The sequence below is a fragment of the Eggerthella sp. BIOML-A4 genome, from assembly GCF_009875575.1.
Classification (GTDB): domain Bacteria; phylum Actinomycetota; class Coriobacteriia; order Coriobacteriales; family Eggerthellaceae; genus Eggerthella; species Eggerthella lenta.
In genome coordinates, this window is sequence record NZ_WWRX01000006.1 from 276,071 (window position 1) to 301,499 (window position 25,429).

The 25,429-nt window shown below is 65.2% G+C and carries 17 protein-coding genes and 3 tRNA genes; 14 read left to right on the plus strand and 6 right to left on the minus strand.

Annotation, left to right across the window (positions count from 1 at the left end):
• Window positions 1-45: 45 nt before the first annotated feature.
• The 5 genes from GT613_RS07930 to GT613_RS07950 form a co-directional block, all read right to left on the minus strand.
• Window positions 46-906 carry an ABC transporter ATP-binding protein gene (locus GT613_RS07930; RefSeq protein WP_009607794.1) on the minus strand — a complete coding sequence of 287 codons (861 nt, stop codon included), beginning with the start codon at window positions 904-906 and terminating at the stop codon, window positions 46-48.
• Window positions 903-2,930 carry a dipeptide/oligopeptide/nickel ABC transporter permease/ATP-binding protein gene (locus tag GT613_RS07935; protein WP_015760981.1) on the minus strand — a complete coding sequence of 676 codons (2,028 nt, stop codon included), beginning with the start codon at window positions 2,928-2,930 and terminating at the stop codon, window positions 903-905. The genes GT613_RS07930 and GT613_RS07935 overlap by 4 nt, the downstream gene beginning before the upstream one ends.
• A 4-nt stretch (window positions 2,931-2,934) precedes the next feature.
• The gene (locus tag GT613_RS07940; protein WP_009306325.1) at window positions 2,935-3,891 is read right to left on the minus strand and encodes an ABC transporter permease; all 957 of its coding nucleotides are present in this window, start codon (window positions 3,889-3,891) and stop codon (window positions 2,935-2,937) included.
• A gap of 190 nt (window positions 3,892-4,081) precedes the next feature.
• Window positions 4,082-4,966 (minus strand): SGNH/GDSL hydrolase family protein, encoded by an 885-nt coding sequence (locus GT613_RS07945; RefSeq protein WP_114556843.1) that lies wholly within the window; start codon window positions 4,964-4,966, stop codon window positions 4,082-4,084.
• Window positions 4,967-5,050: 84 nt separating this feature from the next.
• Window positions 5,051-6,664 (minus strand): ABC transporter substrate-binding protein, encoded by a 1,614-nt coding sequence (locus GT613_RS07950; RefSeq protein WP_009607829.1) that lies wholly within the window; start codon window positions 6,662-6,664, stop codon window positions 5,051-5,053.
• A 341-nt stretch (window positions 6,665-7,005) separates the two neighbouring features.
• Here GT613_RS07950 and GT613_RS07955 point away from each other — a divergent pair, with 341 nt between their 5' ends.
• The 5 genes from GT613_RS07955 (at window position 7,006) to GT613_RS07975 (ending at window position 17,508) form a co-directional block, all read left to right on the plus strand.
• Window positions 7,006-7,419: a very short patch repair endonuclease gene (locus tag GT613_RS07955; protein WP_233671044.1), complete on the plus strand. Its 414-nt coding sequence runs from the start codon at window positions 7,006-7,008 to the stop codon at window positions 7,417-7,419.
• Between the two features lie 298 nt (window positions 7,420-7,717).
• Window positions 7,718-11,260, plus strand: coding sequence for a pyruvate:ferredoxin (flavodoxin) oxidoreductase (gene nifJ, locus GT613_RS07960; protein WP_009306321.1), 3,543 nt, complete (start codon window positions 7,718-7,720; stop codon window positions 11,258-11,260).
• Between the two features lie 134 nt (window positions 11,261-11,394).
• The gene (locus GT613_RS07965) at window positions 11,395-11,694 is read left to right on the plus strand and encodes a type II toxin-antitoxin system RelB/DinJ family antitoxin (RefSeq protein WP_009306319.1); all 300 of its coding nucleotides are present in this window, start codon (window positions 11,395-11,397) and stop codon (window positions 11,692-11,694) included.
• A 1-nt stretch (window position 11,695) separates the two neighbouring features.
• Entirely contained in the window at window positions 11,696-12,160 is a 465-nt protein-coding gene (locus tag GT613_RS07970; protein WP_009306317.1) for a PIN domain-containing protein, read from the plus strand.
• A gap of 221 nt (window positions 12,161-12,381) precedes the next feature.
• A complete protein-coding gene (locus GT613_RS07975) occupies window positions 12,382-17,508 on the plus strand; it encodes a DEAD/DEAH box helicase (protein WP_192935120.1) in 5,127 nt (1,708 codons plus the stop codon).
• A gap of 122 nt (window positions 17,509-17,630) precedes the next feature.
• Here GT613_RS07975 and GT613_RS07980 read toward each other — a convergent pair whose 3' ends face one another.
• Window positions 17,631-18,917 carry an aminotransferase gene (locus tag GT613_RS07980; protein ID WP_009306310.1) on the minus strand — a complete coding sequence of 429 codons (1,287 nt, stop codon included), beginning with the start codon at window positions 18,915-18,917 and terminating at the stop codon, window positions 17,631-17,633.
• Between the two features lie 181 nt (window positions 18,918-19,098).
• Here GT613_RS07980 and GT613_RS07985 point away from each other — a divergent pair, with 181 nt between their 5' ends.
• From GT613_RS07985 to tuf, 9 genes are all read left to right on the plus strand, one after another.
• Window positions 19,099-19,281 carry a hypothetical protein gene (locus tag GT613_RS07985; protein WP_009306308.1) on the plus strand — a complete coding sequence of 61 codons (183 nt, stop codon included), beginning with the start codon at window positions 19,099-19,101 and terminating at the stop codon, window positions 19,279-19,281.
• A gap of 143 nt (window positions 19,282-19,424) precedes the next feature.
• Entirely contained in the window at window positions 19,425-21,011 is a 1,587-nt protein-coding gene (locus GT613_RS07990; protein ID WP_161172579.1) for a sodium/proline symporter, read from the plus strand.
• A 273-nt stretch (window positions 21,012-21,284) separates the two neighbouring features.
• Entirely contained in the window at window positions 21,285-22,451 is a 1,167-nt protein-coding gene (locus tag GT613_RS07995; RefSeq protein ID WP_114516336.1) for a C40 family peptidase, read from the plus strand.
• Window positions 22,452-22,542: 91 nt separating this feature from the next.
• Complete coding sequence (locus GT613_RS08000; protein ID WP_114516335.1) at window positions 22,543-23,055, plus strand: YbhB/YbcL family Raf kinase inhibitor-like protein; 513 nt, start codon at window positions 22,543-22,545, stop codon at window positions 23,053-23,055.
• A 10-nt stretch (window positions 23,056-23,065) separates the two neighbouring features.
• The gene (locus GT613_RS08005) at window positions 23,066-23,587 is read left to right on the plus strand and encodes a DNA-deoxyinosine glycosylase (protein ID WP_114516334.1); all 522 of its coding nucleotides are present in this window, start codon (window positions 23,066-23,068) and stop codon (window positions 23,585-23,587) included.
• Between the two features lie 197 nt (window positions 23,588-23,784).
• A tRNA-Tyr gene (locus tag GT613_RS08010) sits at window positions 23,785-23,869 on the plus strand.
• 6 nt (window positions 23,870-23,875) lie between these two features.
• Window positions 23,876-23,951: transfer RNA gene (locus tag GT613_RS08015), tRNA-Thr, on the plus strand.
• Window positions 23,952-23,964: 13 nt separating this feature from the next.
• Window positions 23,965-24,041: transfer RNA gene (locus GT613_RS08020), tRNA-Met, on the plus strand.
• Between the two features lie 83 nt (window positions 24,042-24,124).
• The gene (tuf, locus tag GT613_RS08025; protein WP_009306296.1) at window positions 24,125-25,327 is read left to right on the plus strand and encodes an elongation factor Tu; all 1,203 of its coding nucleotides are present in this window, start codon (window positions 24,125-24,127) and stop codon (window positions 25,325-25,327) included.
• Window positions 25,328-25,429: the final 102 nt, after the last annotated feature.

Genomic DNA, 25,429 nt, shown 5'->3' on the forward strand with positions numbered 1-25,429 from the left:
CTGCTGCCCGACGGCTCTTCTAGTCAGTTTATTGAGCGAGCGTGCTTACTTGCCCAATTCGGGATGCAGAAGCGACGGAGCCGCTCCCAGAAGCAGCTTGGTGTAGGCGTCTTTCGGGTGCTCGAACACGTCCTTCGCCGCGCCGCGCTCCACGGCCTCTCCGGCGTTCATCACGATGATCTGGTCGGAGATGTAGCGCACCGTCTGGATGTCGTGGCTGATGAACACCATGGACAGGCCCAAGTCGCGCTTGAGGTCCATGAGCAGGTTCAAAATCTGCGCGCGCACCGACACGTCGAGGGCGCTGGTGGGCTCGTCGGCGATGATGGCGTCGGGCTCAAGCGACAGGGCGCGCGCGATGGCCACGCGCTGGCGCTGGCCGCCGGACAGCTGGCCCGGCAGGGCATCCAGCACGGAGTTCGGCAGGCCCACCATCTCGATGAGGTCGAGCACGCGGCGCTCGCGGGACGTCTTGTCGCCCACCTTGTGCACCACGAGCGGATCCATCAGCTGGTCGTGCACGCTCATGCGCGCGTTCAGCGCCGTGGCCGGATCCTGGAACACCACCGAGATCACGCGGCCGATGAGACGGCGCTGCGCAGCCGAGCGCTTCGTCACGTCCTCGCCCTTGAAGAACACCTTGCCCGACGTGGGCTGTTGCAAACCGCACATCACGTTGGCCGTGGTGGACTTGCCGCAGCCGGATTCGCCCACGATGCCCAAGGTTTCGCCGGGCATGAGCTTGAGGGTGAGGCCGCGCACGGCCTGCACCTTGTTCGGATGCAGGATGGAGCCCGTGCGCGTTTTGAACGTCACTCGGATGTCGTCGAGGAAGATGATGGGGGTGGGTTCGCCCGCTCCCGTTGCGGGCTGGACGCCCGCGTTCACGCGTTCCTGCTCGCTCATATGATGGCACCTCCTGGGACGTACGGTTTGATGCCGAGGCGCTTGAGCTCGCTGTCGGGCAGCTCGGCGTAGTAGTGGTCGGAGTCGGACACGCGCTTGAGCACGGGGCGCAGCTGGGACACCTTGTCAGGATGGCTGGAGCGCGGCGTGAAGCGGTCGCCCTCGGGGAAGTCCTTCGGGCTGGGGACGCTGCCGGGCACCTGGTGCAGGCGCGTTCCGCCGGCTTCGATGGACAGCACCGAACCCAAGAGACCGCGGGTGTATTCGTGCACGGGATGGCACAGGATGTCGGATACCGGACCCTGTTCGACCACCTGGCCGGCGTACATGACCGTGATGGAGTTGGCCACCTCGGCGACGAGCGCCAGGTCGTGGCTCACGAACACCATCGCGAAGCCCAGCTCCTTCTGCAGCTTGTTCAACAGGTCGATGACCTGCTTCTGCACGGTCACGTCGAGAGCCGTAGTGGGCTCGTCGGCGATGATGAGCTTCGGGTCGCGCGTCAGCGCCATGGCGATGAGCACGCGCTGGCGCTGGCCGCCGGACAGTTCGTGGGGGTAGGAGTCAAGCGTGCGCTTCGGATCGAGTCCCACCAGCTCCAGCAGCTCCTCGGCCGTGCGGGTTCCTCCGCGCTTCGTGAGCTGCTTCATCTGGGCTTTGATCAGCATGGACGGGTTCAACGAAGAGAGCGCGTCCTGATAGATCATGGCGATTTCGCGACCGCGCAAGGCGTTCATCTGCTTCTGATCCATGTTCAGCAGGTTCTGGCCGTCGTAGAGGATCTCGCCGGACACCTTAGCCTTCGGATCCAGCAGCCCCATGATGGTAAGGGAGGTGATGGACTTGCCGCAGCCGGACTCGCCCACAAGACCCATGGTCTGGCGCGGGCGCACCACGAAGCTCACGTGGTCGACCACGTTCACGTCGCCGTGGCGCGGGAACTTGATGCACAGATCCTTCACTTCCAGAATAGGCGGCACGTCGGTGCGCGCCTCGAAGCGGTCGGTGCGCGTCTTCTCAATCGCCTGAAGCTCGCTGAGGCGCTGTTCGAGCATCTCCGCCTGGGCGGCGTATGCCAGCGTGGGGTCGGCCACGAGCTTGTCGGCCTCGCGGTTCGCGCGGACGGCGGCGTCATCGGCCTTGACCGGGGCCTTGGGCGCGGCGGCCATGGCATCGGTGATGCCCTCGGACAGGATGTTCAGGCACAGCACGGTGATCATGATGGCCAGACCCGGGAACAGCGCCTGCCACCAACGACCGGCAAGCACGCCGCCGCGGGCGTCGGACAGGATGTTGCCCCACGTGGGCGTGGGCTCGGGAATGCCGGCCGAGATGAACGACAGCGACGCTTCGAACACGATGGCGTCGGCCACCAGCACGATGGTGAACACCATGACCGGGGCGATGCAGTTGCGGATGACGTGCTTCACGAGGATCCAGGGGGCGCGGGCACCGGAAACGACGACGGCGCGCACGTAATCCTGATTGTACTCGCTCACCACGTTGGCGCGCACGATGCGGGCGATCTGCGGGATGTACAAAAAGCCGATCGCGAAGATGAGCGAGGGCACCGAGTTGCCGAACACGAGTACGAACGTGGCGGCCAGCGCGATACCGGGGAAGGACATGATGACGTCCAGGATGCGCATGATGACCTCGGACACCCATTTGCGCGCCACGGCGGCGACGGCGCCGATGATGGAGCCGCACACGAGGGCGAAGGCGGTGGCGCCCAGGCCGATGATCAGCGAGTAGCGCGCGCCGTACATCATACGCGACAGCACGTCGCGGCCCTTGTCGTCGGTGCCGAACAGGAACTGGGCATCGGGGGCTTGGCGTGCCGTGAAGATCTCAAGCGGGTTGTGCGGCGCCAGGATGTTGGCGAACACGGCGATCATGACGATCAGGATGAGCACGACGAGCGAGATGCGCGATCCGATGCTCATGGCCTTCCACCGGCGGAAATGCACCTTGCCGGGATTGGCTTCCATCTTATCAGTGAGGTTTCCTCGAAGTTTGACCATGTTGCTACACCGTCCTGATTCGCGGATCGATCAGGATATAAAGCATATCCACGATGATGTTGATGATGATGAAGGTGATGGCCACGCACAGCACGACGCCCTGCACGAGCATCGTGTAGCTGGACTGGATGCCTGAGAGGATGGCCATGCCCATGCCCGGGAGGTTGAAGATGACCTCGATGACCACGGCGCCGCCGATGAGGTAGCCGATGCGCAGGCCGAGCACCGTCACGGGCGTGATCAGCGCGTTGCGCAGCACGTTGCGGGCCACCACGACGCGCTTCGGGATGCCGGCGCCCAGCGCGGTGCGCACGTAGTCCTTGTCCAACTCTTCCACCATGGACGTGCGGATGACGCGCGTCAGCTGGCCGGCCACGGGAACGCCCAGCGCGATGGCAGGCATGGCCATGCGGGCCAGCCAACCGCCCGGATCGGCCGTCAGCGAGGGCAGCGGGCCGGAGGCGGGCAGCACGTGCAGCATCGAGGAGAACAGCAAAATCATGAGCACCGCCAGCCAGAACGACGGCGTGGCGATGCAGGCGATGGAGAACACGCGGATGATCTGGTCGGGCCATCGATCCCGATACAAGGCCGAGATCACGCCGAGGATCACTGCGATGACCACGCCGATGATGAGGCCGAAGAACGTCAACTGCAACGTGACGGGCAGAGCTTCGCCGATGCGATCGGCCACCGAGGCGTTGTTCGCGCCGTAGGTGCCGAGGTCGCCTTGTACGAGGCCGACGATGAAGTTACCGTATTGCACGAGGATGGGATCGTTCAATCCGTGCTCCTCGCGATACTGCTCGGCTTGGGCTTCAGTGGCGTTCTCGCCAAGGACCGAATACGCTTGGTCGATAGGAGAGAGTGCCATGATGAAGAAGACGAGGATGGTGACACCGAAGATCATGATCGGCAACGCTATGAGGCGTCGTCCGATTAATCGTAGCAGGTTGCTCACCGTATCCCCCTTTCGCTTCGTGGGCTCGAAAGCCCGCTTGCACTGACAAACTGCTGCCTGCATCGCGCGCGCAGGCGCGGTAAGGCGTAGACAACCAATGGTATTTTATATGATTCGCACTGATTATGCGGAGAAATAAGAACGATCTTGCTTCGTGTCCGACGCCGTCGGTACGACCTCGCCGCTCGAGTTAGGACGGATTCCGTTCGCATACGAGAAACCAGCTGCTCCCGGTTCCGCGGGCATGCTCGCATCCGACGCATGCCTCGCCGGGACATAGCTCCCCGGAGCGAAACGTTTCGTCGAACAGGTCGGCGGGCAGCAGTCGTTCATCGGGTTCGGCACCTTCGATGCACGACGCGATCAAAGCGGACAGCTGGCGCATTCCCCGTGCGGTGGGGTGGGTGCCGTCGACGGCCTCGTAGTCTATGCCGAACGCCTCGAGGTCGGCCACGTTGCAGCCGTGCTCTCGCGCAGCAACGCGAATGGCGTCGTTGTAGCTCTTGAACGGTGCGCCGCGCAAGTTCCATGCGAACGTGGGGCTCGGGCATCCGGCCACGCGTCCGGGGCAGAGCGTGCAGCACCATACCTCGGCTTGCGGGTAGGCTGCGCGCATCCGTTCCAGCAGCAGCCCGTAGGCGGCGCGGAAGCGGTCGATCGCGCCGGGCGCGGCGGCTGCCGGGGCGTGCGGTTCGATGGCGTCAAGATCGAGCGCGACGGGCACGGCGTTGCCGCGGCCGGCGGCTTGCGCCGTCGCGCCGCCCCAGCCGTAATCGTTGATGCCCATGAACACGATGACGACATCGGGCTGCACGCCGTCTTCGGCCAGCGCGTCGATGCGTTCTTGGCTGTTTCCGGCAGGGAAGCCGGCGCCTTCCACGAGGCTTCCGGAGAACGAGCTGTTCGCCAGCAGCCGTCCGCCGAGGCGTTCGATAACTTGGGACCACCAGGTGTCGGCGCTCGACGTCACGCCGGTCTGCTCGCAGCGTTCGCCCTGGTAGTACACGGTGAATCCGTCGGGGTTGCATCCATCGAACGTGCTGATGGAATCGCCGAGAATGGAAAAGGATCTCATAGGGCCTCTTTCTCAAAAGCAAGGGCTCGCTCCTTGCGGAGCGAGCCCTGGGGTTGCCTTGCTCTACGGGTTCACAGCGCGCGCTTACGCCTTCACGCTCGCACCGAGGAACACGAGGCCCGTCGTGGCGATGGGCTCGAAGCCGGTGATCTGCGTCTCCTGGTAGCCCGTGGCCAGCTCGCGGTGGAACAGCGGGTACAGCGGAACTTCCTCGGCCAGAAGGTCGAAGCACTTGTTCCACAGCTCCTGCTGCTCGTTGCCGGTGGCCTCGCGAGCCTGCTGCATGAGGGTCTGCAGCTCGTCGAACTTGCCGTCGCCGGCCTTCTTCCAGCAGCTGCGGCCCTGGGTCCACACGTTGTCGCCGTACCACCAGGACATCAGCAGGTCGGGGTCGTTGCCGAAGCAGGTCGGGTCGCCCGGGGTCAGCATGACGTCGTAGGGCAGCACGTCGGCCGACTCGGCCAGAGACGCCCAGTCGATCTTCGTCTCGTTGATGGTGCAGTTCACGCCGATGGCATCGAGGTCGTTCTTGATGCCGGCGGCCAGGTTCTTCACCCAGTTGTTGTTCGTCATCAGCTCGAAGCTCAGGTCGGTGACGCCGGCCTCGGAAAGCAGGCTCTTGGCCTTCTCGGGGTCGTAGGTGTACACCGTGGAAGCCTTGTGGTAGTTCTCGTGGCTCTCGGGCAGGAAGCTCGTCACCTTCGCGGCATGGCCGGCCATGGCGTTGGAGATCAGCTTGTCCACGTCCACGGCATAGTAGAACGCCTGGCGGACGCGCTTATCGTCGAACGGCTTCTTGAGCGTGTTGAACATGAAGAACGGCTGGTTGAAGCCCTGGATGTAGTCGACGGACGCGCCGGCGGCCATGAGCTGTTCGGCGTTGGCGTCGGGCACGTTCTCCATAACCTGGACCGTGGCCTCCTGCAGCGCGGTGGTGCGGGAGGTGTCGTCGAGCAGGATGTCCCAGTGCATCTTGTCGGCCGTAGCGGCGTACTTGCCGTTGTAGTTCGTGTTCGGCACGAACTCGATGGAGCCGCCGTCGTCGCCGTTGATGGTGTCGTACACCCACGGGCCGGAACCGATCGGCTTCGTCTTCAGATCATCCTCGGTCAGCGAGGCGGGGAACACCTTGACCACGCTCAGACGGCCCTTCAGCAGGCTGTCGAAGGGGTACTTCAGCGTGAAGGAGACGGTCTTGTCGTCCTTCGCAGACACCGTGTCGATGAATTCGAGGAAGGCGCCGTAGGTGGCGTCGGCCATGTTCTTCTCGAACGCGTTCACCACGTCGGCGGTGGTGACGTCCGTGCCGTCGGAGAACTTGGCACCGTCGCGCAGGGCAACCTCGTACTCGGTGTCGGAGACCTTCGTGGGCTCGCCGGCGGCAAGCGCGTTATAGGTCTTGTAGGTGTGCAGATCGAGGTCGTACAGGCCCTCGAACACATGCCACGTGGCGGCCAGCATCAGCGCGGAGCTGTTGCCGATCGGGTTGACGTTCGTGCTCGTGTAGGCCATGGCGCCGGTCAGCGTGCCGCCCTGGGCCGCTGCGCCGGCGTCGGTGCCGGCATCGGTCGACGGGGTGTCCGTCGTTTCGCCGCCGCCACCGCAGCCGGCCAGAGTCAGGCCTGCTGCAGCCGCCGCGACGGCGCTGCCCGCCAAGAACGTGCGGCGAGACAAAGTTGCTTTCAAAGGCTGTTCCATTGGTTTCCCTCCATTTCGGTATCGGGGCAGGAGGCCCCGAACGTACGTGCGTGCTTGCGCACGCGCACAACAGCAGTGCCCATTATCCGGGAAAACCCCCAGAAAATAAAGAACTTGTAAGATCAATGTTCTTATATTTGTTCAAATACGAGAATAATTCACCAGGGGAAATACGTGGTATCATGCGCCGCATGATACGAAAGAGCGATAAAAGTAACAGTTGGCTAACGGCGTTCCTCAGCCGCGAAAATCGACCGTTTCCCGCACTGGTTGTCCGTCTCTCGCGTCCAGCGTTGCCCGCGCCCGCCAAGTTGCTGGCGCCGCCCGCTTCGAACGAGGCCGTGCGCAAGTCCATGAAGGGTAACAAGCGCAGCAACACGAAGCCCGAGCTTCTGGTGCGCGAGCGCCTGCGCGCGGCTGGCCTGACGGGGTATCGGCTGCAGTGGAAGGTGCCGGGGCACCCGGACGTAGCGTGGCCGGGCAAGAAGGTGGCGCTGTTCGTCAACGGGTGCTTCTGGCACAGGTGCCCGCACTGCAAGCCCAGCATGCCGAAGAGCAACGTGGAGTACTGGGTGGTGAAGTTCGAGCGTAACGTCGAGCGCGACGAGCGCAGCCGCGCCGCGTTGGAGGAGCTAGGCTGGACCGTCCACGTGATCTGGGAATGCCAGCTCAAGAAGAAGACGATCGACGACACGTTCGCCGCGCTGCTCCCCGCTCTCGCCGAGGAGCTAGGAAAAGAACTCAAGGGCATCTAGCGAGAAGGCTGGCGCACGGTGGTCTGGCGCTCGAACGGTCCTGCTCGCGCAAACAGCTCGCTGGGCCGTTCGGCTCGTGCGGAACCGCGCCCAGACCGCCGCGCGCAAACCTTCCGCCGCCTACCGACGGGGGCGACCGCGGCGTGCCGCCCATCGTATTCGTCGCACCGCAACGCGATTTCGGGCTGGTATCATGAATGCCGTGTATTCTGTCAGGCGAAGCAAGCTGAGCAAGAGCAGAAGGTCGGGGCCCCGATGCGCCTTTGTCGGGTGAGCATCCCCTTCGAAGGAGAGGAATATGACGAGAGAATTCAAATCTATGGACGGCAACAACGCCGCCGCGTACGTCTCCTATGCGTTTACCGAGGTGGCGGGCATTTACCCGATCACTCCGTCGAGCCCCATGGCCGACCTGGTGGACCAGTGGTCCGCTGCCGGCAAGAAGAACATCTTCGGCACCACAGTGAAGGTGTGCGAGATGCAGTCCGAGGGCGGCGCCGCCGGCGCGGTGCACGGCTCGCTGGCCGCAGGCGCGCTGACCACCACCTACACGGCTTCCCAGGGTCTGCTCCTCATGATCCCCAACATGTACAAGATGGCCGCCGAGCAGCTGCCGTGCGTGTTCCACGTCAGCGCGCGCACGCTGGCCACCCAGGCGCTTTCCATCTTCGGCGACCATTCCGACGTCATGGCGTGCCGCCAGACGGGCTTCGCCATGCTGGCCGAGACGAACGTGCAGGAGGTCATGGACCTGTCGGCCGTGGCGCACCTGTCCGCCATCAAGGGCCGCATTCCTTTCATCAACTTCTTCGACGGCTTCCGCACCTCCCACGAAGTGCAGAAGATCGCCGTGTGGGACTACGAGGATCTCGCCGACATGTGCGACATGGAGGCTGTGAGCGAATTCCGCGAGCATGCGCTGAACCCCGAGCGTCCGGCCATGCGCGGCAGCCATGAGAACGGCGACATCTTCTTCCAGCATCGCGAGGCGTGCAACGGCGTGTACGATGCGCTGCCCGCCATCGTCGAGGACTACATGCACCAGGTGAACGCCAAGCTGGGTACGAACTACGAGCTGTTCAACTACTATGGCGCGCCCGACGCCGACCGCGTGATCGTGGCCATGGGCTCGTTCTGCGACGTGGTCGAGGAGGTCGTGGACTATCTGAACGCCCAGGGCCAGAAGGTGGGCCTCGTGAAGGTGCGCCTGTATCGCCCGTTCGTGAGCGAGAAGTTCATGGCCGCGCTGCCCGCGACGGTGCAGAAGATCGCGGTCATGGACCGCACGAAGGAGCCGGGCGCGCTCGGCGAGCCCTTGTATATGGACGTCATCAACGCGCTCGCGCACGAGGGCCGCGCCGATCTCACGGTGGTAGGCGGCCGCTACGGCCTGGCGTCGAAGGACACCCCTCCGTCTTCGGTGTTCGCCATCTACCAGGAGCTGGAGAAGGACGCGCCGGCGCGCGAGTTCACCGTGGGCATCGTCGACGACGTGACGAACCTGTCGCTTCCCGAGGATCCGAACAGCCCGAACACCGCAGCCGAGGGCACCATCGAGTGCAAGTTCTGGGGCCTCGGCGGCGACGGCACGGTGGGCGCGAACAAGAACTCCATCAAGATCATCGGCGACCACACCGACAAGTACGTGCAGGCATACTTCCAGTACGACTCGAAGAAGACCGGCGGCGTGACCATCAGCCACCTGCGCTTCGGCGACTCGCCTATCCGCAGCACCTACTATGTGAACAAGGCCGACTTCGTGGCTTGCCACAACCCCTCCTACGTCACCAAGGGCTTCCGCATGGTGAACGACGTGAAGCCGGGCGGTGCGTTCATGATCAACTGCCAGTGGACGCCCGAGGAGCTTGAGCACCACCTGAACGCCGAGGCGAAGCGCTACATCGCCAACAACGACATCAAGCTGTACACCATCAACGCCATCGACCTCGCCGCTGAGATCGGCATGGGCAAGCGTACGAACACCATCCTGCAGTCGGCGTTCTTCACGCTGGCCAACGTGATCCCGCAGGACGAGGCGCTGCAGTACATGAAGGACGCCGCCACGAAGTCCTATATGAAGAAGGGTCAGGACGTCGTCGACATGAACCATCGCGCCATCGACGCGGGCGCCACGGCGTTCGTGCAGGTGGAGGTGCCTGCAAGCTGGGCGAACGCTGTGGACGAGAACGAGGCTCCGACGCTCGAGGGTCGTGCCGAAGTGGTGAAGATGGTGCGCGAGATCATGGAGCCGGTCGGCCGTATGGACGGCGACCGTCTGCCGGTGTCGGCGTTCGTCGACCACGCCGACGGCCAGTTCGAGCAGGGCGCGGCCGCCTACGAGAAGCGCGGCGTGGCTGTGAGCGTGCCCGCGTGGGATGCCGCCACGTGCATCCAGTGCAACCAGTGCGCTTTCGCGTGCCCGCATGCCACCATCCGCCCGTTCGCCCTCACCGAGGAAGAGGCTGCTGCGGCTCCCGCCGCTACCGTCATGGTGCCTGCGAAGGGCAAGGCCGCTGCCGGCCTGCAGTACACGCTGGCCATCTCGCCGCTCGACTGCATGGGCTGCGGCGTGTGCGTGAACGTGTGCCCGTCTGACTCGCTGGCAATGGTATCCACGGAAAGCCAGCTGGCGCAGCAGGACGTGTTCGACTACTGCGTGGACAACGTGTCCGACAAGCCCGCGCTCGAGGATGCCACGGTCAAGGGCAGCCAGTTCAAGCAGCCGCTGCTGGAGTTCTCCGGCGCCTGCGCCGGTTGCGCCGAGACGGCGTACGCCAAGCTGGTCACCCAGCTGTTCGGCGATCGCATGTACGTCGCGAACGCCACGGGTTGCTCGTCCATCTGGGGCGGTCCGGCCGCTACGTCGCCGTATACGGTGAACGCCGAGGGTCGCGGGCCTGCGTGGTCGAACTCCCTGTTCGAGGACAACGCCGAGCACGGCCTGGGCATGTTGCTGGGTCACGAGGCGGTGCGTGACCGCCTGGTCGGCAAGTTGGAAGCCATGGCAGCTAACGACAAGACGCCGGCTGAGACCAAGGATCTTATCGCGGCGTACCTCGACACCATGGCCGATGGCGAGGCGAACGCCAAGGCCGTCGAGGCGCTCGTTCCCGCGCTCGAGGCTGCTGCCGAGAACGGTTGCCCGGAGGCGCCCGAGATCCTGCAGAACAAAGAGTACCTGAACAAGAAGTCCGTCTGGATCTTCGGCGGCGACGGCTGGGCCTACGACATCGGTTACGGCGGCCTCGACCACGTGCTGGCATCCGGCGAGGACGTGAACGTGTTCGTGTTCGACACCGAGGTGTACTCCAACACCGGCGGTCAGGCTTCGAAGGCAACCAACATCGGCCAGGTCGCCCAGTTCGCGGCCGCGGGCAAGGATGTCAAGAAGAAGAGCCTCACCGAGATCGCGATGGCGTACGGCTACGTGTACGTGGCGCAGGTTGCCATGGGCGCCAAGCCGGCCCAGACCATCAAGGCCATCGCCGAGGCCGAGGCCTATCCCGGACCGTCGCTGATCATCGGCTACTCGCCGTGCGAGATGCACTCCATCAAGGGCGGCATGGCGAACTGCCAGGACGAGATGAAGAAGGCCGTCGACTGCGGCTACTGGAACCTGTTCCGCTTCAACCCGGCCGCCGAGCCCGGCAAGAAGTTCACGCTGGACTCCAAGGAGCCTGCGGGCGGCTACCAGGAGTTCCTCATGAACGAAGCGCGTTATAGCCGTCTGACCCGCGAGTTCCCTGAGCGCGCCAGCGAGCTGTTCGAGCGCAACGAGAAGGCGGCCATGGACCGCTACGAGCACCTGCTCAAGCTCAAGGACGTCTACGCCGAAGCGTAAGCCGTTTTCAAGGAACACGATGAACGAAAGCCCCCGACGCGAACGAGCGTCGGGGGCTTTTTGCGTCCGAGAGTTGTTCTTCGTTGATGTTGTACGAAAATGGTTGTACAATTGAGCACACGAAAGGAGTCGGCATGGACGATTCTATGGTTACGGCACGCATGCTGGATGAAAAGAAGCGCAAAGGCGCTCGCATCCTTGCGCGAGAGGGTCTCAGCGCTTCTCAAGCGATCAACCTCATGTACGACAAAATGATCGAGGAGGGGGAGGCGGGTTTCCTTCGAGCCGATTCGAGCCGTATCGGCGATGAGGCGAAGTGGGCCGCTGCTTCTCGCTTCGTCGATTCTCTATCCTCGAAGCGCGCTTCTCGTTTCGACGATATGACTAAGGCAGAGGTGAGGATGGAGCGCCTGCGTTCGAGGGGCATGATGTGATATGGCTCGCATGAAGCTCCTGTTGGACACCAATGTCGTTATCGATTATCTGCATGAGCGCGAGCCATATTACGAAAAGGCGCGCTTGCTCATGACGGCGGGCCGTGTGGGGGAATTCAGTCTCTGGATCACCTCGTCGCAGGTGACCGATCTTATCTACATCCTCTCGGAGGGCGGGAAGCGCTCGCTGTTGTCGCATGTGCTTGAGCAGCTGCGAGGGATGCGGACGTTCGTGAACGTGCATGCCGTCAGCGATCGGGAGGTCGATCGGATGCTGGCAGCCTCGTGGAAGGATCCGGAAGATTCGCTTATCTTTGAATCGGCATTGGAGATGCGCGCCGATGCAATCGTCACGCGCAATCAGAAAGATTTCGAGTCATCGGTGATCAAAGTGGTGGACTGCGACGAATTCTTCGTCTGGATGCGCAAGGACTTCGGATTGGACTACGAAGAGGTGGTCATCTAGCGAGATGCGTGATCGGACGCATATGAGTGAAACGTGGTCGGCTTCCCCTTCGGGGTGAAGCCAATTGCGATTCGTGCCCAGTGCGTCTATCCGCACCGCGATGCGCAGAGCTTCGGGCCGTCGTGCGAACGGGCGGGTATCAGCCGCCCGTTGCGCAAGACGGGCGGGCGCTCATGCGCTACCATGGGGGCACCCGATTTCAGAAGGAGCCGACGCACGCCATGGACGAAGCACGCGAGCCCACCCCTCATGCCCTGACGCGATTCTCCGACGAGGTGCGCGGCTGGTTCCTCGATGCCTTTCCCGAGCCCACGCCGTTGCAGGAGCGTGCCTGGGACGTTATCGAGGGCGGCGAGAACGCGCTGGTCATCGCACCCACCGGCTCGGGCAAGACGCTTGCTGCGTTCCTGTTCGCCATCGACGAGCTTATGCGCGAGAAGGCGGCGACGGCGGATTTGCCGAAGAAGGAGCGTCCCGGCAAGGGCGTGCGCGTGCTGTACATCTCGCCGCTGAAGGCGCTCGGGGCGGACGTGGAGCGCAACTTGCAGGCGCCGCTCGCCGGCATCGCGGCGCGCATGGCGGCCGCAGGCGGCGCGATGCCCGAAGTGCGCACGGGCATGCGCACGGGCGACACCACGCCCGATCAGCGCCGTAGCCTGCAGCGCAACCCGCCCGACATCCTCATCACCACGCCCGAGTCGCTGTACCTCATGCTCACGTCGCAGGCGCGCGAGACGCTGCGCACCGTGGAAACCGTCATCGTCGACGAAGTGCACGCGTTGGCGGGAAGCAAGCGCGGCGCGCACCTGGCTTTGAGCCTCGAGCGCCTCGACGACCTGCTGGACGAGCCGGCGCAGCGCATCGGGCTGTCGGCCACCGTGCGTCCGCGCGACGAGATCGCGCGCTTCCTGGGCGGGCCCCATCCCGTGCGCGTCGTCGCCTCCGAGGGGCGGCCCGACATGGACGTGCGCGTGCGCGTGCCCGTGCGCGACATGACCGCCGTGCCGACGTTCGGGGGAAGCGACCTGACGGGGGGCGGCGCGGGAAAGCGCGGGGGAGGGCCGCGCCGCGCGCCTGCGGAGGAAGCGTGGAAGTCCGACCGCGCCCTGCGCGCCGCCATGGCGAAGTCCTCGCTCCCGGCGAGCACGACGAGTCCCGACAGCCGTCTCGGCTCGTCTTCCATCTGGCCCTACATCGAAGCCTCCATCCTCGACGAGGTGCTGGCGCACCGCACCACCATCGTGTTCGTGAACTCGCGCGGGCTGTGCGAGAAGCTGACGGCGCGCCTGAACGACCTGTACGCGAAGCGCATGGGCATCGCGCGCGGCGTCGATGCGGACGCCCCGGCGGCGCCCATCCGCTCGGATCTGGGCTCTACGGCGGACATGTCCACGGGCGCGCCGGCCGTCATCGCGAAGGCGCACCACGGATCGGTGTCGAAGGAGAAGCGCCTGCAGGTGGAGCGCGAGCTGAAAGCGGGCGAGCTGCCGTGCGTGGTGGCCACCTCGTCGCTGGAACTGGGCATCGACATGGGATCCATCGATCTCGTGCTGCAGGTGGCGGCCCCGCCGTCGGTGGCCAGCGCCCTGCAGCGCATCGGGCGCGCGAACCACCAGGTGGGCGGCCGCTCGACGGGGTCCATCTTCCCGCGCACCCGCACCGAGATCATCGACGCGGCCGTGGCGGCCGAAGGCATGTACGAGGGTCGCATCGAGCAGACGGCGCTCGTGAAGAACGCGCTGGACGTGCTGGCCCAGCAGACGGTTGCGGCGGTGGCCATGGACGAGCTGGCGGCGGACGACTGGTTCGACACCGTGCGGCGCGCGGCCCCGTATTCCGAGCTTCCGCGACGGGCCTTCGATTCGGTGCTGGGCATGCTGGCCGGCCGCTACGCGACGGCCGATTTGGCCGAGTTCTCGCCGCGCATCGTGTGGGATCGCGAGCGCGGGCGGCTGCTGGCGCGTCCCGGCACGCAGCGCCAGGCCGTCATGTCGGCGGGCACCATCCCCGACCGCGGGATGTTCTCGGTGGTGTTGCCGGAAGGCGACGGCGCGCAAGGCCGGCGGCGCGTGGGCGAGCTGGACGAAGAGATGGTGTACGAGTCGCGAGTAGGCGACATCATCACGTTGGGCACCAGCTCGTGGCGTATCAGCGAGATCACGCGCGACCGCGTGATCGTGGAGTCCGCGCCCGGGCGCTCGGCCCGTCTGCCGTTCTGGCATGGCGAAGGCGTGGGGCGGCCCGCCGAGACGGGGCGCATGCGCGGCGCGTTCTTGCGCGCGGTGGCCGCGGGCATCGAAGGCGACGATGCGGAGGCGGAGGAGGGGGGCTTCGGCGTGTCCTGTGCGGTGAGCGAGCGCTTGGCCGCGGATGGCCTCGACGACGATGCGCAGCGCAACCTCGTCGAGCTGATCCGCTCGCAGCGCGCGGCGACGGGCATCATCCCCGACGACAAGACGCTCGTGGTGGAACGCTGCGAGGACGAGCAGGGCGACTGGCGCGTGCTGCTGCATTCGCCGTACGGCCGCCGCGTGCACGAGCCCTGGGCGATGGCGGTGTCCGACCGCATCATGGCGATCTACGGCTACGATGCGCAGGCCATGGCGGCCGACGACGGCATCGTCCTGCGCATCCCCATGACCGAGACCCGCCTTCCCGGCATCGAGCTGTTCGCGTTCGACTCCGACGAGCTCGACCGCATCGTGCGCGATCGCGTGGGCTCCACGTCGCTGTTCTCGGCGCGGTTCCGCGAATGCGCCGCGCGCGCCCTGCTGATGTCGCCCATCGCGCCGGGCAAGCGCGCCCCGCTGTGGCAGCAGCGCCTCAAGGCCGGCCAGCTGCTGGAGGCTGCCCGGCGCGAGCGCGAGTTCCCCATCCTGGTGGAAACGGCGCGCGAGTGCTTGCAGGACGTGTACGACATGAGGGCGCTGCACGAGCTGATGGAGCAGGTGCAGGCGGGATCGGTGCGCTTGGTGGAGGCGCAGACGTCGGTGCCGTCGCCGTTCGCGGCGCCGCTTCTGTTCGGGTACGTGGGCGAGCACCTCTACGCGGGCGACCTGCCGCACGCCGAGCAACGCGCGTCGCTGCTGTCGCTCGACCCCACGCTGCTGGGCGAGCTGCTGGGCTCGACCGACTTGGGCGACGTGCTGGACGCGGACGTGATAGCCGGCGTGGAGGCCGGCTTGCAGCGCCTTGCTCCCGATCGGCGCATGCGCGGCGTCGAGGGCGCGGCCGACTTGCTGCGCGTGCTGGGGCCTCTGTCCGTCGAGGAGGCGGCGTTGCGCATGCGTTCGGACGCCGAAGCGGACGACGACGGGGCAGCGGACGAAGGGGGCGGCGAAGTGGCCACCGAAGAGGAAGCGCATGCGCTGCTCGAAGAGCTGCAGCGCGCCCATCGGGCGTTTACGGTCGTGTTGGGCGGCAAGGAGCTCTGGGCGGCCGTCGACGATGCGGCGTTTCTGCGCGATGCGCTGGGCGCGACGATCCCCCCGTGGGCCGACGCGCTCAACCGCCCCGCCAGCCAATCCGGCCAAGCGCAAGCCCCCTTACGTGATCCCGAGCGAAGCGCGCAGCGCGAAATCGAAGGATCCCGTGCGGCGTCGGCCGAAAGCGATGGCGGCGAGGATGCGCTCCACCCCCTGGACGAACTGCTCGCACGCTACGCGCGCACGCACGGCCCCTTCTCCGCCGAGGCCGCGGCGGCGCGCTTCGGCATCGGGGTCGCCGTCGCCCGGGACGGCCTCGCCCGCCTCGCCTCGGCGGGGCGCCTCATGCAGGGCCGCTTCGGGGAAGACGGGGACGGGCGGGCGCGCGCCTGGGTCGAGACGGGTGTGTTCCGGCGTCTGCGCTCGCTGTCGTTGGCGGAAGCGCGCCGCGCCGTGCAGGCGGTGAGCCCGAGCGCGTTCGCGCGCTTCCTGATCGACCTGCAAGGAGCAGGGCCGCTGGGCGAGGAGCGATTCGAGGGCATCGACGGACTCGCCCAGGTGATCGCCCAGTTCGAAGGCGTGTTCCTGCCGGCTTCGGCCTGGGAGGCGCACGTGTTCCCCAGCCGCGTGCGCGACTATCGTCCCGGCATGCTCGACGAGCTGCTGGCTTCGGGCGACGTGGTGTGGGCGGGCGCTCGCCGCGAAGGCGACGAGGGCGATGGACGTGAGCGAGCATCGCGACCTCGCAGCTCCCGCGAGCGCGAAGCCGCAGGCCTCGTCGCGTTCTATCCCACCGATTCGCCGTTCGCGCCCGTACGGCCCGATCTGGCCGATGCGCCGTCCGACGGGCCGAAGCCGGAAGACTCGGCGGCGCCGTCGGTCGAGGCGGCCGTGGTGGAGGCGCTCGGGTTCGGAGGCGGCTTGTTCTTCCGCCAGATCGTCGATGCGGTGCGCCGACGGCTTGCGCCCGAGTTCGTCGACGAGGCGGTCGTAGCCTCCACCATGCGCGAGCTCATGTGGGACGGGCGCGCGACGAACGACACGTACGCGCCGGTGCGCGCCTCGCTCGAAGGCGCGGGCGCTGCTGCGGGCAAGCCGCGCAGCGCGCCGCGTCGACGCGTGAGCAGCCGCCGGTCCGCCATGCGCACCGTCGATTCTCCGACGATGCGGGGCATAGCGTCCGCGCAGGCCGCGGTGGGCGCGGCTCTGACGGGGCGGTGGTCGCTCATCATGCCGTCGCCGGAGAACGACACGGTGCGCGCCATCGCGCTGGTGGAATCGATCCTCGATCGCTACGGCGTGCTGTCTCGCGACGTGGTGCAGCTGTCGGGCGTGCCCGGTGGGCTGGGCGCGTTGCTTCCCGTGCTGCGGCAGATGGAGGACGTGGGGGATGTGCTGCGTGGCGCGTTCGTGCAGGGCCTCGGCCCCGCGCAGTTCGCCGCGCGCGAGACCATCGACGTGCTGCGCACCTACGAGGCGGGCGACGGCGAGGCCGATCCACGCGAGCCCGTCGTGCTCGCCGCCGCCGATCCCGCGTGCCTGTACGGCGCCGGCCTGCCTTGGCCGCCGGTCGCGCGCGCCGATGCCGAGGGCGCGGAGGAGCATGAAGCCCGTCCGACGCGTCGCGCGGGCAGCCTCGTCGTCGTGCTGGGCGGCGTGCCGGCGCTCTACGCTGCGGCGGGGTTGCGCTCGCTGCTGTCGTTCACGGACGACGGAGACGCGCTCGCCCGGGCCGCGCGGGCCCTCGTGGCGTACGAGAAGCGCTCCCTCAGGCGCGCCGGAGCCGAAGGCGCCCGCAAGAAGGTGGTCGTGGAAACGCTCAACGGCCGATCGATCCTGGATTCCCCGCTTGCCGAAGTCCTGCAAGATGCGGGGTTGGTGCGCCTTCCCGACGGCATGCGCCTCTACGTCTCGCCGTTCTGACGGTTCCGACGGCTCCGGCGGCCTACGGACTGCGCCAACCTGTGCGCCTTACATGCCCCGAACAAGAAAAGGAGCCGCCCGAGGGCGGCTCCTTCCGAACGATCGCAAGCCGGGCGTGCAGTCTAGCCCAGCAGCTTCTCCACGTAGGCCAGCTTCACGCAGACGGTGAATACGTCCATAGCCTCGTCCAACTCCTCCAGCGGCGGCAGGGTGGGGGCGATGCGGATGTTGCTGTCGTTCGGATCCTGCTTGTACGGGTACGTGGCGCCTGCGCCCGTCATCGTGACGCCTGCTTCCTTCGCCAGGGTCACGACGCGCTTGGCACAGCCTTGCGGTGCGTCGAACGACACGAAGTAGCCGCCGCGCGGGTTCGACCACGAGCAGCCGCCCACCTCGTCGAGTCCCTCCTGCAGCTTGGCGTTCACCAGCTCGAACTTCGGGCGCAGGATGGCGGCGTGCTTGGCCATGTGCGCCGCCAGGCCCTCGGCGTCGCGCAGGAAGCGCACGTGGCGCAGCTGGTTCAGCTTGTCGTGGCCGATGGTCTGCACGCCCACGCGTTTCTTGATCTCGGCGATGTTGGCCGGGCTCGCCGCCAAGGCGGAGATGCCCGCGCCGGGGAACGTCACCTTCGAGGTGGAGGCGAACTTGAAGCAGCGGTCCTCGGTTCCCGCTTCGCGACAGGCGGCGGCGATGTCGAGCAGCTGATCCTGCTCGGCCGCGTCGTCGAACAGATGGTGCACGCAGTACGCGTTGTCCCAGAAGATGCGGAAGTCGTCGGCGGCGCACTCCATGGCGGCCAGGCGGCGCACCGTCTCGTCGGAATACGTCGTGCCGCCGGGGTTCGAGTACTTCGGCACGCACCAGATGCCCTTCACGGAGGCGTCGGAGGCGGCGATGCGCTCGACCTCGTCCATGTCGGGCCCTTCGTCGGTCATCGGCACGGGGATCATCTCGATGCCGAACTCCTCGGTCACGCCGAAGTGGCGGTCGTAGCCGGGAGCGGGGCAGATCCACTTCACCGTGTCCAGCTTGCCCCACGGCTCGGAGCCCAGCGTGCCGAACATCCAGCAGCGCGCCACGGTGTCGTACATGATGTTGAGGCTGGCGTTGCCGAACACGATGACGTTGTCCGGCTCGTCGTCCAGCATGCAGGCCATGAACTCCTTGGCCTCGGGAAGGCCGAATCCCACGCCGTAGTTGCGGCAGTCGGTGCCGTCGGCGGCCACGCAGTCCTCCATCGTGGTCACGGTTTCCAGCAGCGGCATGCTGAGGTCGAGCTGCGCCTTGGCGGGCTTGCCGCGCGCCATGTTCAGCGCCAGACCGCGCGCCTTGATCTCGCCGTACTCGCGCTCCAGCTCCTCCTTGAGCGCTGCCAGCTGAACGTTATCCATCTCCGCGTACGTGGGCATCGTGCTTCCTTCCATTGTGAGTCGTGCGTACGATCCCCAGTATAAGGTTAAGGGGAAAGGCCGTCGATAGCGTTTTCGCCGAACGACGGTCCGGTGTCCCGCGTGCAACGGCTCCGCCGCCCTCCGCTGCGCCGGAAGCTCCGCGCGCTACGATGCGGGCATCCGACGAAAGGAGGCCCTCATGCCCATACCCGACCCGCGCGCCAACGAGAAGAAGGAAACCTACATCTCGCGCTGCATGGAGCACATCACCCGCTACGAGAAGGACAAGTTCCCCGATCAAGACCAGCGCGCCGCCATCTGCTACTCCACTTGGGATCGCTGGCAGAAGGACCACGGCCACCCCGAGAAAGCCGAAAAGTAGGCTTCGTTCCAAGTCCCTTCATCCTGCATGAGGCGGGGCGGCGGGGGCGATGACCTGCCTCCGCCGCAATTAGTCGCGCTTCGACCCGCGCCGTTGTCGTATAATTCCCTCATTTCGCATAGAGAAGAGGGGAGGAGACACCTGTGGTTTCCAACGATTTTTGGGTCGTATTCGCGATGCTCCTGTATTTCGTCGCGGTGCTCACCATCGGGTTCGTGTACGCGAAGCGCTCGAACTCGTCGACGGCCGAGTACTTCCTCGGCGGCCGCGGGGTGGGGCCGTGGCTCACGGCGCTGTCGGCGGAGGCGTCCGACATGTCGGGCTGGTTGCTCATGGGCCTGCCGGGCGTGGCCTACTTCACCGGTGCGTCCGACGCCATGTGGACCGCCATCGGTCTTGCCATCGGCACGTATCTCAACTGGAAGTTCGTGGCGAAGCGTTTGCGGAAGTATTCCGTGGTGGCGGGCGATTCCATCACGCTGCCGGAATTCTACAGCAAGCGCTTCCATGACCGTAAGAACATCGTGTCCACGGTGGCCGCGCTCATCATCATGGTGTTCTTCTGCGTGTACGTGGGCAGCTGTTTCGTCACGTGCGGAAAGCTGTTCGCCACGCTGTTCGGCCTCGACTACGCCACGATGATGGTGCTCGGCGCCATCATCGTGTTTTTGTACACGCTGGTCGGCGGCTACCTTTCGGTGGTCACCACCGACTTCGTGCAGGGCGTGCTCATGTTCTTCGCGCTGGCCACCGTGTTCGTGGGCGCGGTCGCCTGGGCGGGCGGCGTCGACAACACCGTCGCGTTCCTGCAGAGCATCCCCGGCTTCCTCAGCGGCACCCAGATAGCGGTGCCCCTCGTGGACGACGCAGGCAGACAGCTCGTGGAGAACGGGGCTCCTCTGTTCGGCGACGCGGCCGAGTACCCGCTCATCACCATCGCCTCGATGCTGGCGTGGGGCCTCGGCTACTTCGGCATGCCGCAGGTGCTCGTGCGCTTCATGGGCATCCGCTCGGCCGACGAGGTGAAGAAGTCGCGCGTCATCGCGGTCGTGTGGTGCGTCGTGTCGCTGGCCTGCGGCATCTGCATCGGCTTGGTGGGCCGCGTCATCATCCCCGTCGACTTCGCCACGCAGGCCCAGGCCGAGAACGTGTTCATCGTGCTGTCCCAGATGATCCTGCCGCCGTTCATGTGCGGCGTGGTGGTGTCGGGCATCTTCGCGGCGTCGATGAGCTCCTCGTCCTCGTACCTGCTGATCGCCGGCTCCTCGGTGGCTGAGAACATCTTCCGCGGGGTCGTCAAGAAAGACGCCACCGACCGCCAGGTCATGATCGTTGCGCGTCTCACGCTCATCGCGGTGTTCATGTTCGGCATCATCGTGGCGTACGACGAGAACTCTTCTATCTTCGGGGTGGTGTCCTACGCTTGGGCGGGCCTCGGCGCCTCGTTCGGCCCGCTCACCCTGTGCGCCTTGTATTGGCGCCGCGCCAACATGCAGGGTGCGCTGGCCGGCATGATCACTGGCACGGTCACGGTGCTCGTCTGGCACAACTTCATCAAGCCTCTCGGCGGCGTGTTCGGCATCTACGAGCTGCTCCCCGCGTTCGTCCTGTCGTTCGCCGCCATCGTCATCGTGTCGCTGCTCACGCCCGCCCCGTCGGAGGCGGTCGCGAACGAGTTCGACCATTACATGGACGAAGGGGGAGCCGCCGTCGAAAAGGTCGTGCAGTAGTCGGATCGTTCACGGTTGCACAACATCTAGAGGAGGCCACCACAACACTTGGTGGCCTCCTCTTTTTCCCGTCATGCCTGATGGAGGGCTTGTTTGTGGTTTCGTGACGGGAAGGATACGGCTGCGGCACTTCGACATCGTCCCATGTGGCGGCTTTGAACTGGGCTTATGAAACGCGTTCACAACCTTTTTTGACCATCGGCGCGAACGTGGTATCATGCGTTCAGCTTTTGCCCATACATACTACGTGCTCAATCTAGGAGGATTTCATACATGAGCGAGCATACAATCGGACTGAGCAGGCGAACATTCCTCACCGGCGCGGCCGCGCTCGGCGCCCTTTCCGTTCTGGCTCCGACGACCGCGTTCGCAGAGACGGCTGCTGAGAAGCAGGCCGAGGCCGATGCGGTGCGCAACCAGCTGATCGGCTTGCAGGCCGATCTCGAGGCTGCCGAAATCAGCTATTACTCCGCCCTCGACGAGCGCGATGCCGCGCAGAAGGCGATGGAGGATCAGCAGGCCAAAATCGACGACGCTAACAGCCAGATCAGCGATCTGCAGGACAAGCTGGGCACGCGTGCCCGCAACATGTACCGCAACGGATCCACGAGCTTCGTCGATTTCGTCCTGGGTGCCGCCTCGTTCGAAGAGTTCACCCAGAATTGGGATCTTCTCAACAAGATGAACGAGAACGACGCCGATATGGTCGACCAGACGAAGACCTTGCGCGAAGAGCTGCAGGCTGCCAAGGACGAATTCGCTCGCCAAGAGCAAATCGCCTCGGCCAAGGCTGCGGAAGCCAAGCAGATCCAAAGCGATGTCCAGGCCAAGGTCGACCAGGCTACCGAGCTGGTCAGCTCCCTCGATGCCGAAGCGCAGGAGCTCCTTCAGCAGGAGCAGGCTGCGGCGGCGGCCGCTGCGGCGGCGGAGGCTGCGGCCGAGGCCGAGCGTCAGCGCCAGGCGGAGCAGGCGGTGAATCCCGGCGGCGGCGGCGGCGCTAGCGGCGGTTCAGGTTCCGGCTCCGGCGGCGGAAGCGGTTCGTCCGGCGGCGGCGGTGGCGGCGGTTCTGTAGTGTATCCGTCCCGTCCGGTCGGTTCCTACGACTCGGTCGTGGGCTACGCTATGAGCCGTATCGGCTGCCCCTACATCTGGGGTGCCGAAGGCCCCGACTCCTTTGACTGCTCCGGCTTGGTCACGTGGGCGTACCGCCAGGTGGGCATGTATCTGCCGCACCAGAGCGAGGCGCAGTACGCGGCAGCCGCGCGCGTTGTATCGGTTTCCGAGGCGCGTCCGGGCGACGTGCTGTGGCGCTACGGTCACGTCGGCATCGCGGTGAGTGCAGGCGGCTCGCACTACGTGCACGCTCCCACCTTCAACGCGTACGTGCGCGACACCGATCCGCTGTCGTGGGCGCAGTTCACGAACGCGCTGCAGTTTTAAGGCTTCATACGATCACTAAGGGAGGGCTTCGGCCCTCCCTTCTTCTATACCACGGTGCCAACCGTTGGTTCCGCGCGAAAGGAGATCGACCATGCGCATATTCGTCGGGCTCGACAACGGGCTGCTGCCCGATCGCTTCGGCAAGCACGCCCCCGAAGCGTACCAGCTGGACGGGCATCCCGTCCGCTCGTTTCCCATAGAAATCGCCGACGTGCCCGAAGGCGCGCGCTCGCTTGCGCTCACGTTTCTCGACTACGACGCCGTCCCCGTGGGCGGCTTCTGCTGGATCCATTGGCTTGCGTGCGACATCGCGCCGGACACGACGCTCGTTCCCGAGAACGCCAGCGCCTCGGGCGAACTGGCTTGCGTACAGGGCTCGAACAGCGATTGGTCGCCTCTGGCAGGCAGCCATACCGACCCGCGGATCATCCACCGCTATGCCGGGCCGTACCCTCCCGACAAGACGCACGACTACACGCTGACCGTGTACGCGCTCGATTGCGAGCTCGGTTTGTCCGAGGGCTACTTCCTCAACGAGTTCAGGCGCTCCGTTCGCGGGCATGTGCTGGACGAGGCTTCGCTCGAGCTGCCCAGCCGCGCATAGGGGAGGGCTCGTGGAAGCCGTTCGCATCGAGCATCCGCTCGAACCTATATATGCAGTCGATTCGCGCGTGCTCGTGCTGGGAACCATGCCTTCTCCGAAATCGCGCGAGATCGGATTCTACTACGGGCATCCGCAAAACCGGTTCTGGAAGGTGATGGGCGCGCTGTTCGACGAGCCCGAGCCGCTCGGCATCGAGGGACGCACGGCGTTTCTCTATGCGCACGGCATCGCTCTTTGGGACGTTCTGTCGTCCTGCGCTATCGTCGGAGCTTCGGATGCGAGCATCGTCGACCCCGTTGCGAACGATCTTTCGCGCATTGCCGAGGCGGCGCCGCTCGAAGCCGTGTTCACCACGGGCTCGAAGGCGACGGCGCTCTATCGCCGCTTCGGCGCGCCGCAGCTTCCCGGCCTTGCGCACACGGGACTTCCTTCCACCAGTCCTGCGAACGCGCGCATGCGCCTCGACGATCTCGTGAAAGCGTATTTGCCGATTCGCGAAACTTTGGTACGCCGGGACGGCGGCGGGCGATGAGCTTCTGCGAGGTCGTTGCTCGATTCGCTGGGCGGAGAGGTCGAGAAAAGGAGGAATCGTGGAGACACGCCCGGGGGCGTGTAGACAGTTGACACGCCGATGTTCCTAGCGTATTATTCTCCTGCTCGCGCGTTCGGGTTCACCGAAAAGCGCGGCAGGCAGCTTGATAAATACACATGAATTAAGCAGCGAATTATGGGCGTGTGCCCGAGTGGCTAAAGGGGACGGGCTGTAAACCCGTTGGCTATGCCTACCTAGGTTCGAATCCTAGCGCGCCCACCATTTTTCGCCTGTGTAGCTCAGTCGGTAGAGCACTTCCTTGGTAAGGAAGAGGTCGTCGGTTCAAGTCCGATCGCAGGCTCCATTTTTTGCTACCTGGCGGTGTAGCTCAGTTGGTTAGAGCACACGGTTCATACCCGTGGCGTCACTGGTTCAAATCCAGTCACCGCTACCATTGTATTATTTCGCGTCCGCTTTGTCGGACGCGTCGTTATTTTGTTTTCGTTTCGCGAAAATATCCTATAAGGAGGATGAAACATGGCTAAGGAGAAGTTCGAGCGTTCCAAGCCGCATGTTAACATCGGTACCATCGGCCACGTCGACCACGGTAAGACGACCCTGACGGCCGCCATTTCCAAGACGCTGTCCGAGAACGACGGCTCGCACGGCTCCGCTCGTGCCGACTTCACGGCGTTCGAGAACATCGACAAGGCTCCCGAGGAGCGCGAGCGCGGTATCACGATCTCCATTGCTCACATCGAGTACGAGACGGATTCCCGCCACTACGCTCACGTCGACTGCCCCGGTCACGCTGACTATGTCAAGAACATGATCACGGGTGCTGCTCAGATGGACGGCGCCATCCTCGTTATCGCCGCCACCGACGGCCCGATGGCCCAGACCCGCGAGCACATCCTGCTCGCCCGTCAGGTCGGCGTGCCCTACATCGTGGTCTTCCTGAACAAGTGCGACATGGTCGACGACGAGGAGCTCCTCGAGCTCGTCGAGATGGAAGTTCGCGAGCTGCTCGACTCTTACGAGTTCCCGGGCGACGACACCCCGATCATCCGCGGCTCCGCTCTGAAGGCCCTCGAGGGCGACAAAGAGTGGCAGGAAAAGGTCTGGGAGCTCATGGACGCCGTCGACTCCTACATCCCGACGCCGGAGCGCATGGTCGACAAGCCGTTCCTGATGGCCGTCGAGGACACGATGACCATCACCGGCCGTGGCACCGTTGCCACCGGTCGTGTGGAGCGCGGTACGCTGCATGTCAACGACCCGCTGGAGATCGTCGGTATCAAGGAGACCCAGAACACGGTCTGCACCGGTATCGAGATGTTCCGCAAGCTGCTCGACGAGGCTCAGGCCGGCGACAACATCGGCTGCCTGCTCCGCGGTGTCAAGCGCGAGGAGATCGTTCGCGGCCAGGTTCTCTGCAAGCCCGGTAGCGTGACCCCGCACACCGAGTTCGAGGGCCAGGTCTACATCCTGACGAAGGAAGAGGGCGGCCGCCACACGCCGTTCTTCGACGGCTACCGTCCGCAGTTCTACTTCCGCACGACGGACGTGACGGGTGTTGCCCACCTTCCCGAGGGCACCGAGATGGTCATGCCGGGCGACAACGTGGAGATCAAGGGCGAGCTCATTCACCCGATCGCCATGGAAGAGGGCCTGCGCTTCGCTATCCGCGAGGGCGGCCGCACGGTCGGCTCCGGTCGCGTTACGAAGATCATCAAGTAACACCGTTTTAGCGTGATCCGACGGGGCCCGCTCCAAGCGGGCCCCGCTCATGAAAATTCATGTGTATGAGATCCAAGCTCGTTTCAGTTGAGGCATAAAGGA

What these genes read in the sequence shown, in the direction of transcription:
- GT613_RS07930 (WP_009607794.1), bottom strand. Translation starts at nt 906, where the DNA reads ATGAGCGAGCAGGAACGCGTGAACGCGGGCGTCCAGCCCGCAACGGGA.
- tuf (WP_009306296.1), top strand. Translation starts at nt 24,125, where the DNA reads ATGGCTAAGGAGAAGTTCGAGCGTTCCAAGCCGCATGTTAACATCGGT.
- GT613_RS07935 (WP_015760981.1), bottom strand. Translation starts at nt 2,930, where the DNA reads ATGGTCAAACTTCGAGGAAACCTCACTGATAAGATGGAAGCCAATCCC.
- GT613_RS07995 (WP_114516336.1), top strand. Translation starts at nt 21,285, where the DNA reads ATGAGCGAGCATACAATCGGACTGAGCAGGCGAACATTCCTCACCGGC.
- GT613_RS07945 (WP_114556843.1), bottom strand. Translation starts at nt 4,966, where the DNA reads ATGAGATCCTTTTCCATTCTCGGCGATTCCATCAGCACGTTCGATGGA.
- GT613_RS07975 (WP_192935120.1), top strand. Translation starts at nt 12,382, where the DNA reads ATGGACGAAGCACGCGAGCCCACCCCTCATGCCCTGACGCGATTCTCC.
- GT613_RS08000 (WP_114516335.1), top strand. Translation starts at nt 22,543, where the DNA reads ATGCGCATATTCGTCGGGCTCGACAACGGGCTGCTGCCCGATCGCTTC.
- nifJ (WP_009306321.1), top strand. Translation starts at nt 7,718, where the DNA reads ATGACGAGAGAATTCAAATCTATGGACGGCAACAACGCCGCCGCGTAC.
- GT613_RS07970 (WP_009306317.1), top strand. Translation starts at nt 11,696, where the DNA reads ATGGCTCGCATGAAGCTCCTGTTGGACACCAATGTCGTTATCGATTAT.
- GT613_RS07965 (WP_009306319.1), top strand. Translation starts at nt 11,395, where the DNA reads ATGGACGATTCTATGGTTACGGCACGCATGCTGGATGAAAAGAAGCGC.
- GT613_RS07985 (WP_009306308.1), top strand. Translation starts at nt 19,099, where the DNA reads ATGCCCATACCCGACCCGCGCGCCAACGAGAAGAAGGAAACCTACATC.
- GT613_RS07950 (WP_009607829.1), bottom strand. Translation starts at nt 6,664, where the DNA reads ATGGAACAGCCTTTGAAAGCAACTTTGTCTCGCCGCACGTTCTTGGCG.
- GT613_RS07980 (WP_009306310.1), bottom strand. Translation starts at nt 18,917, where the DNA reads ATGCCCACGTACGCGGAGATGGATAACGTTCAGCTGGCAGCGCTCAAG.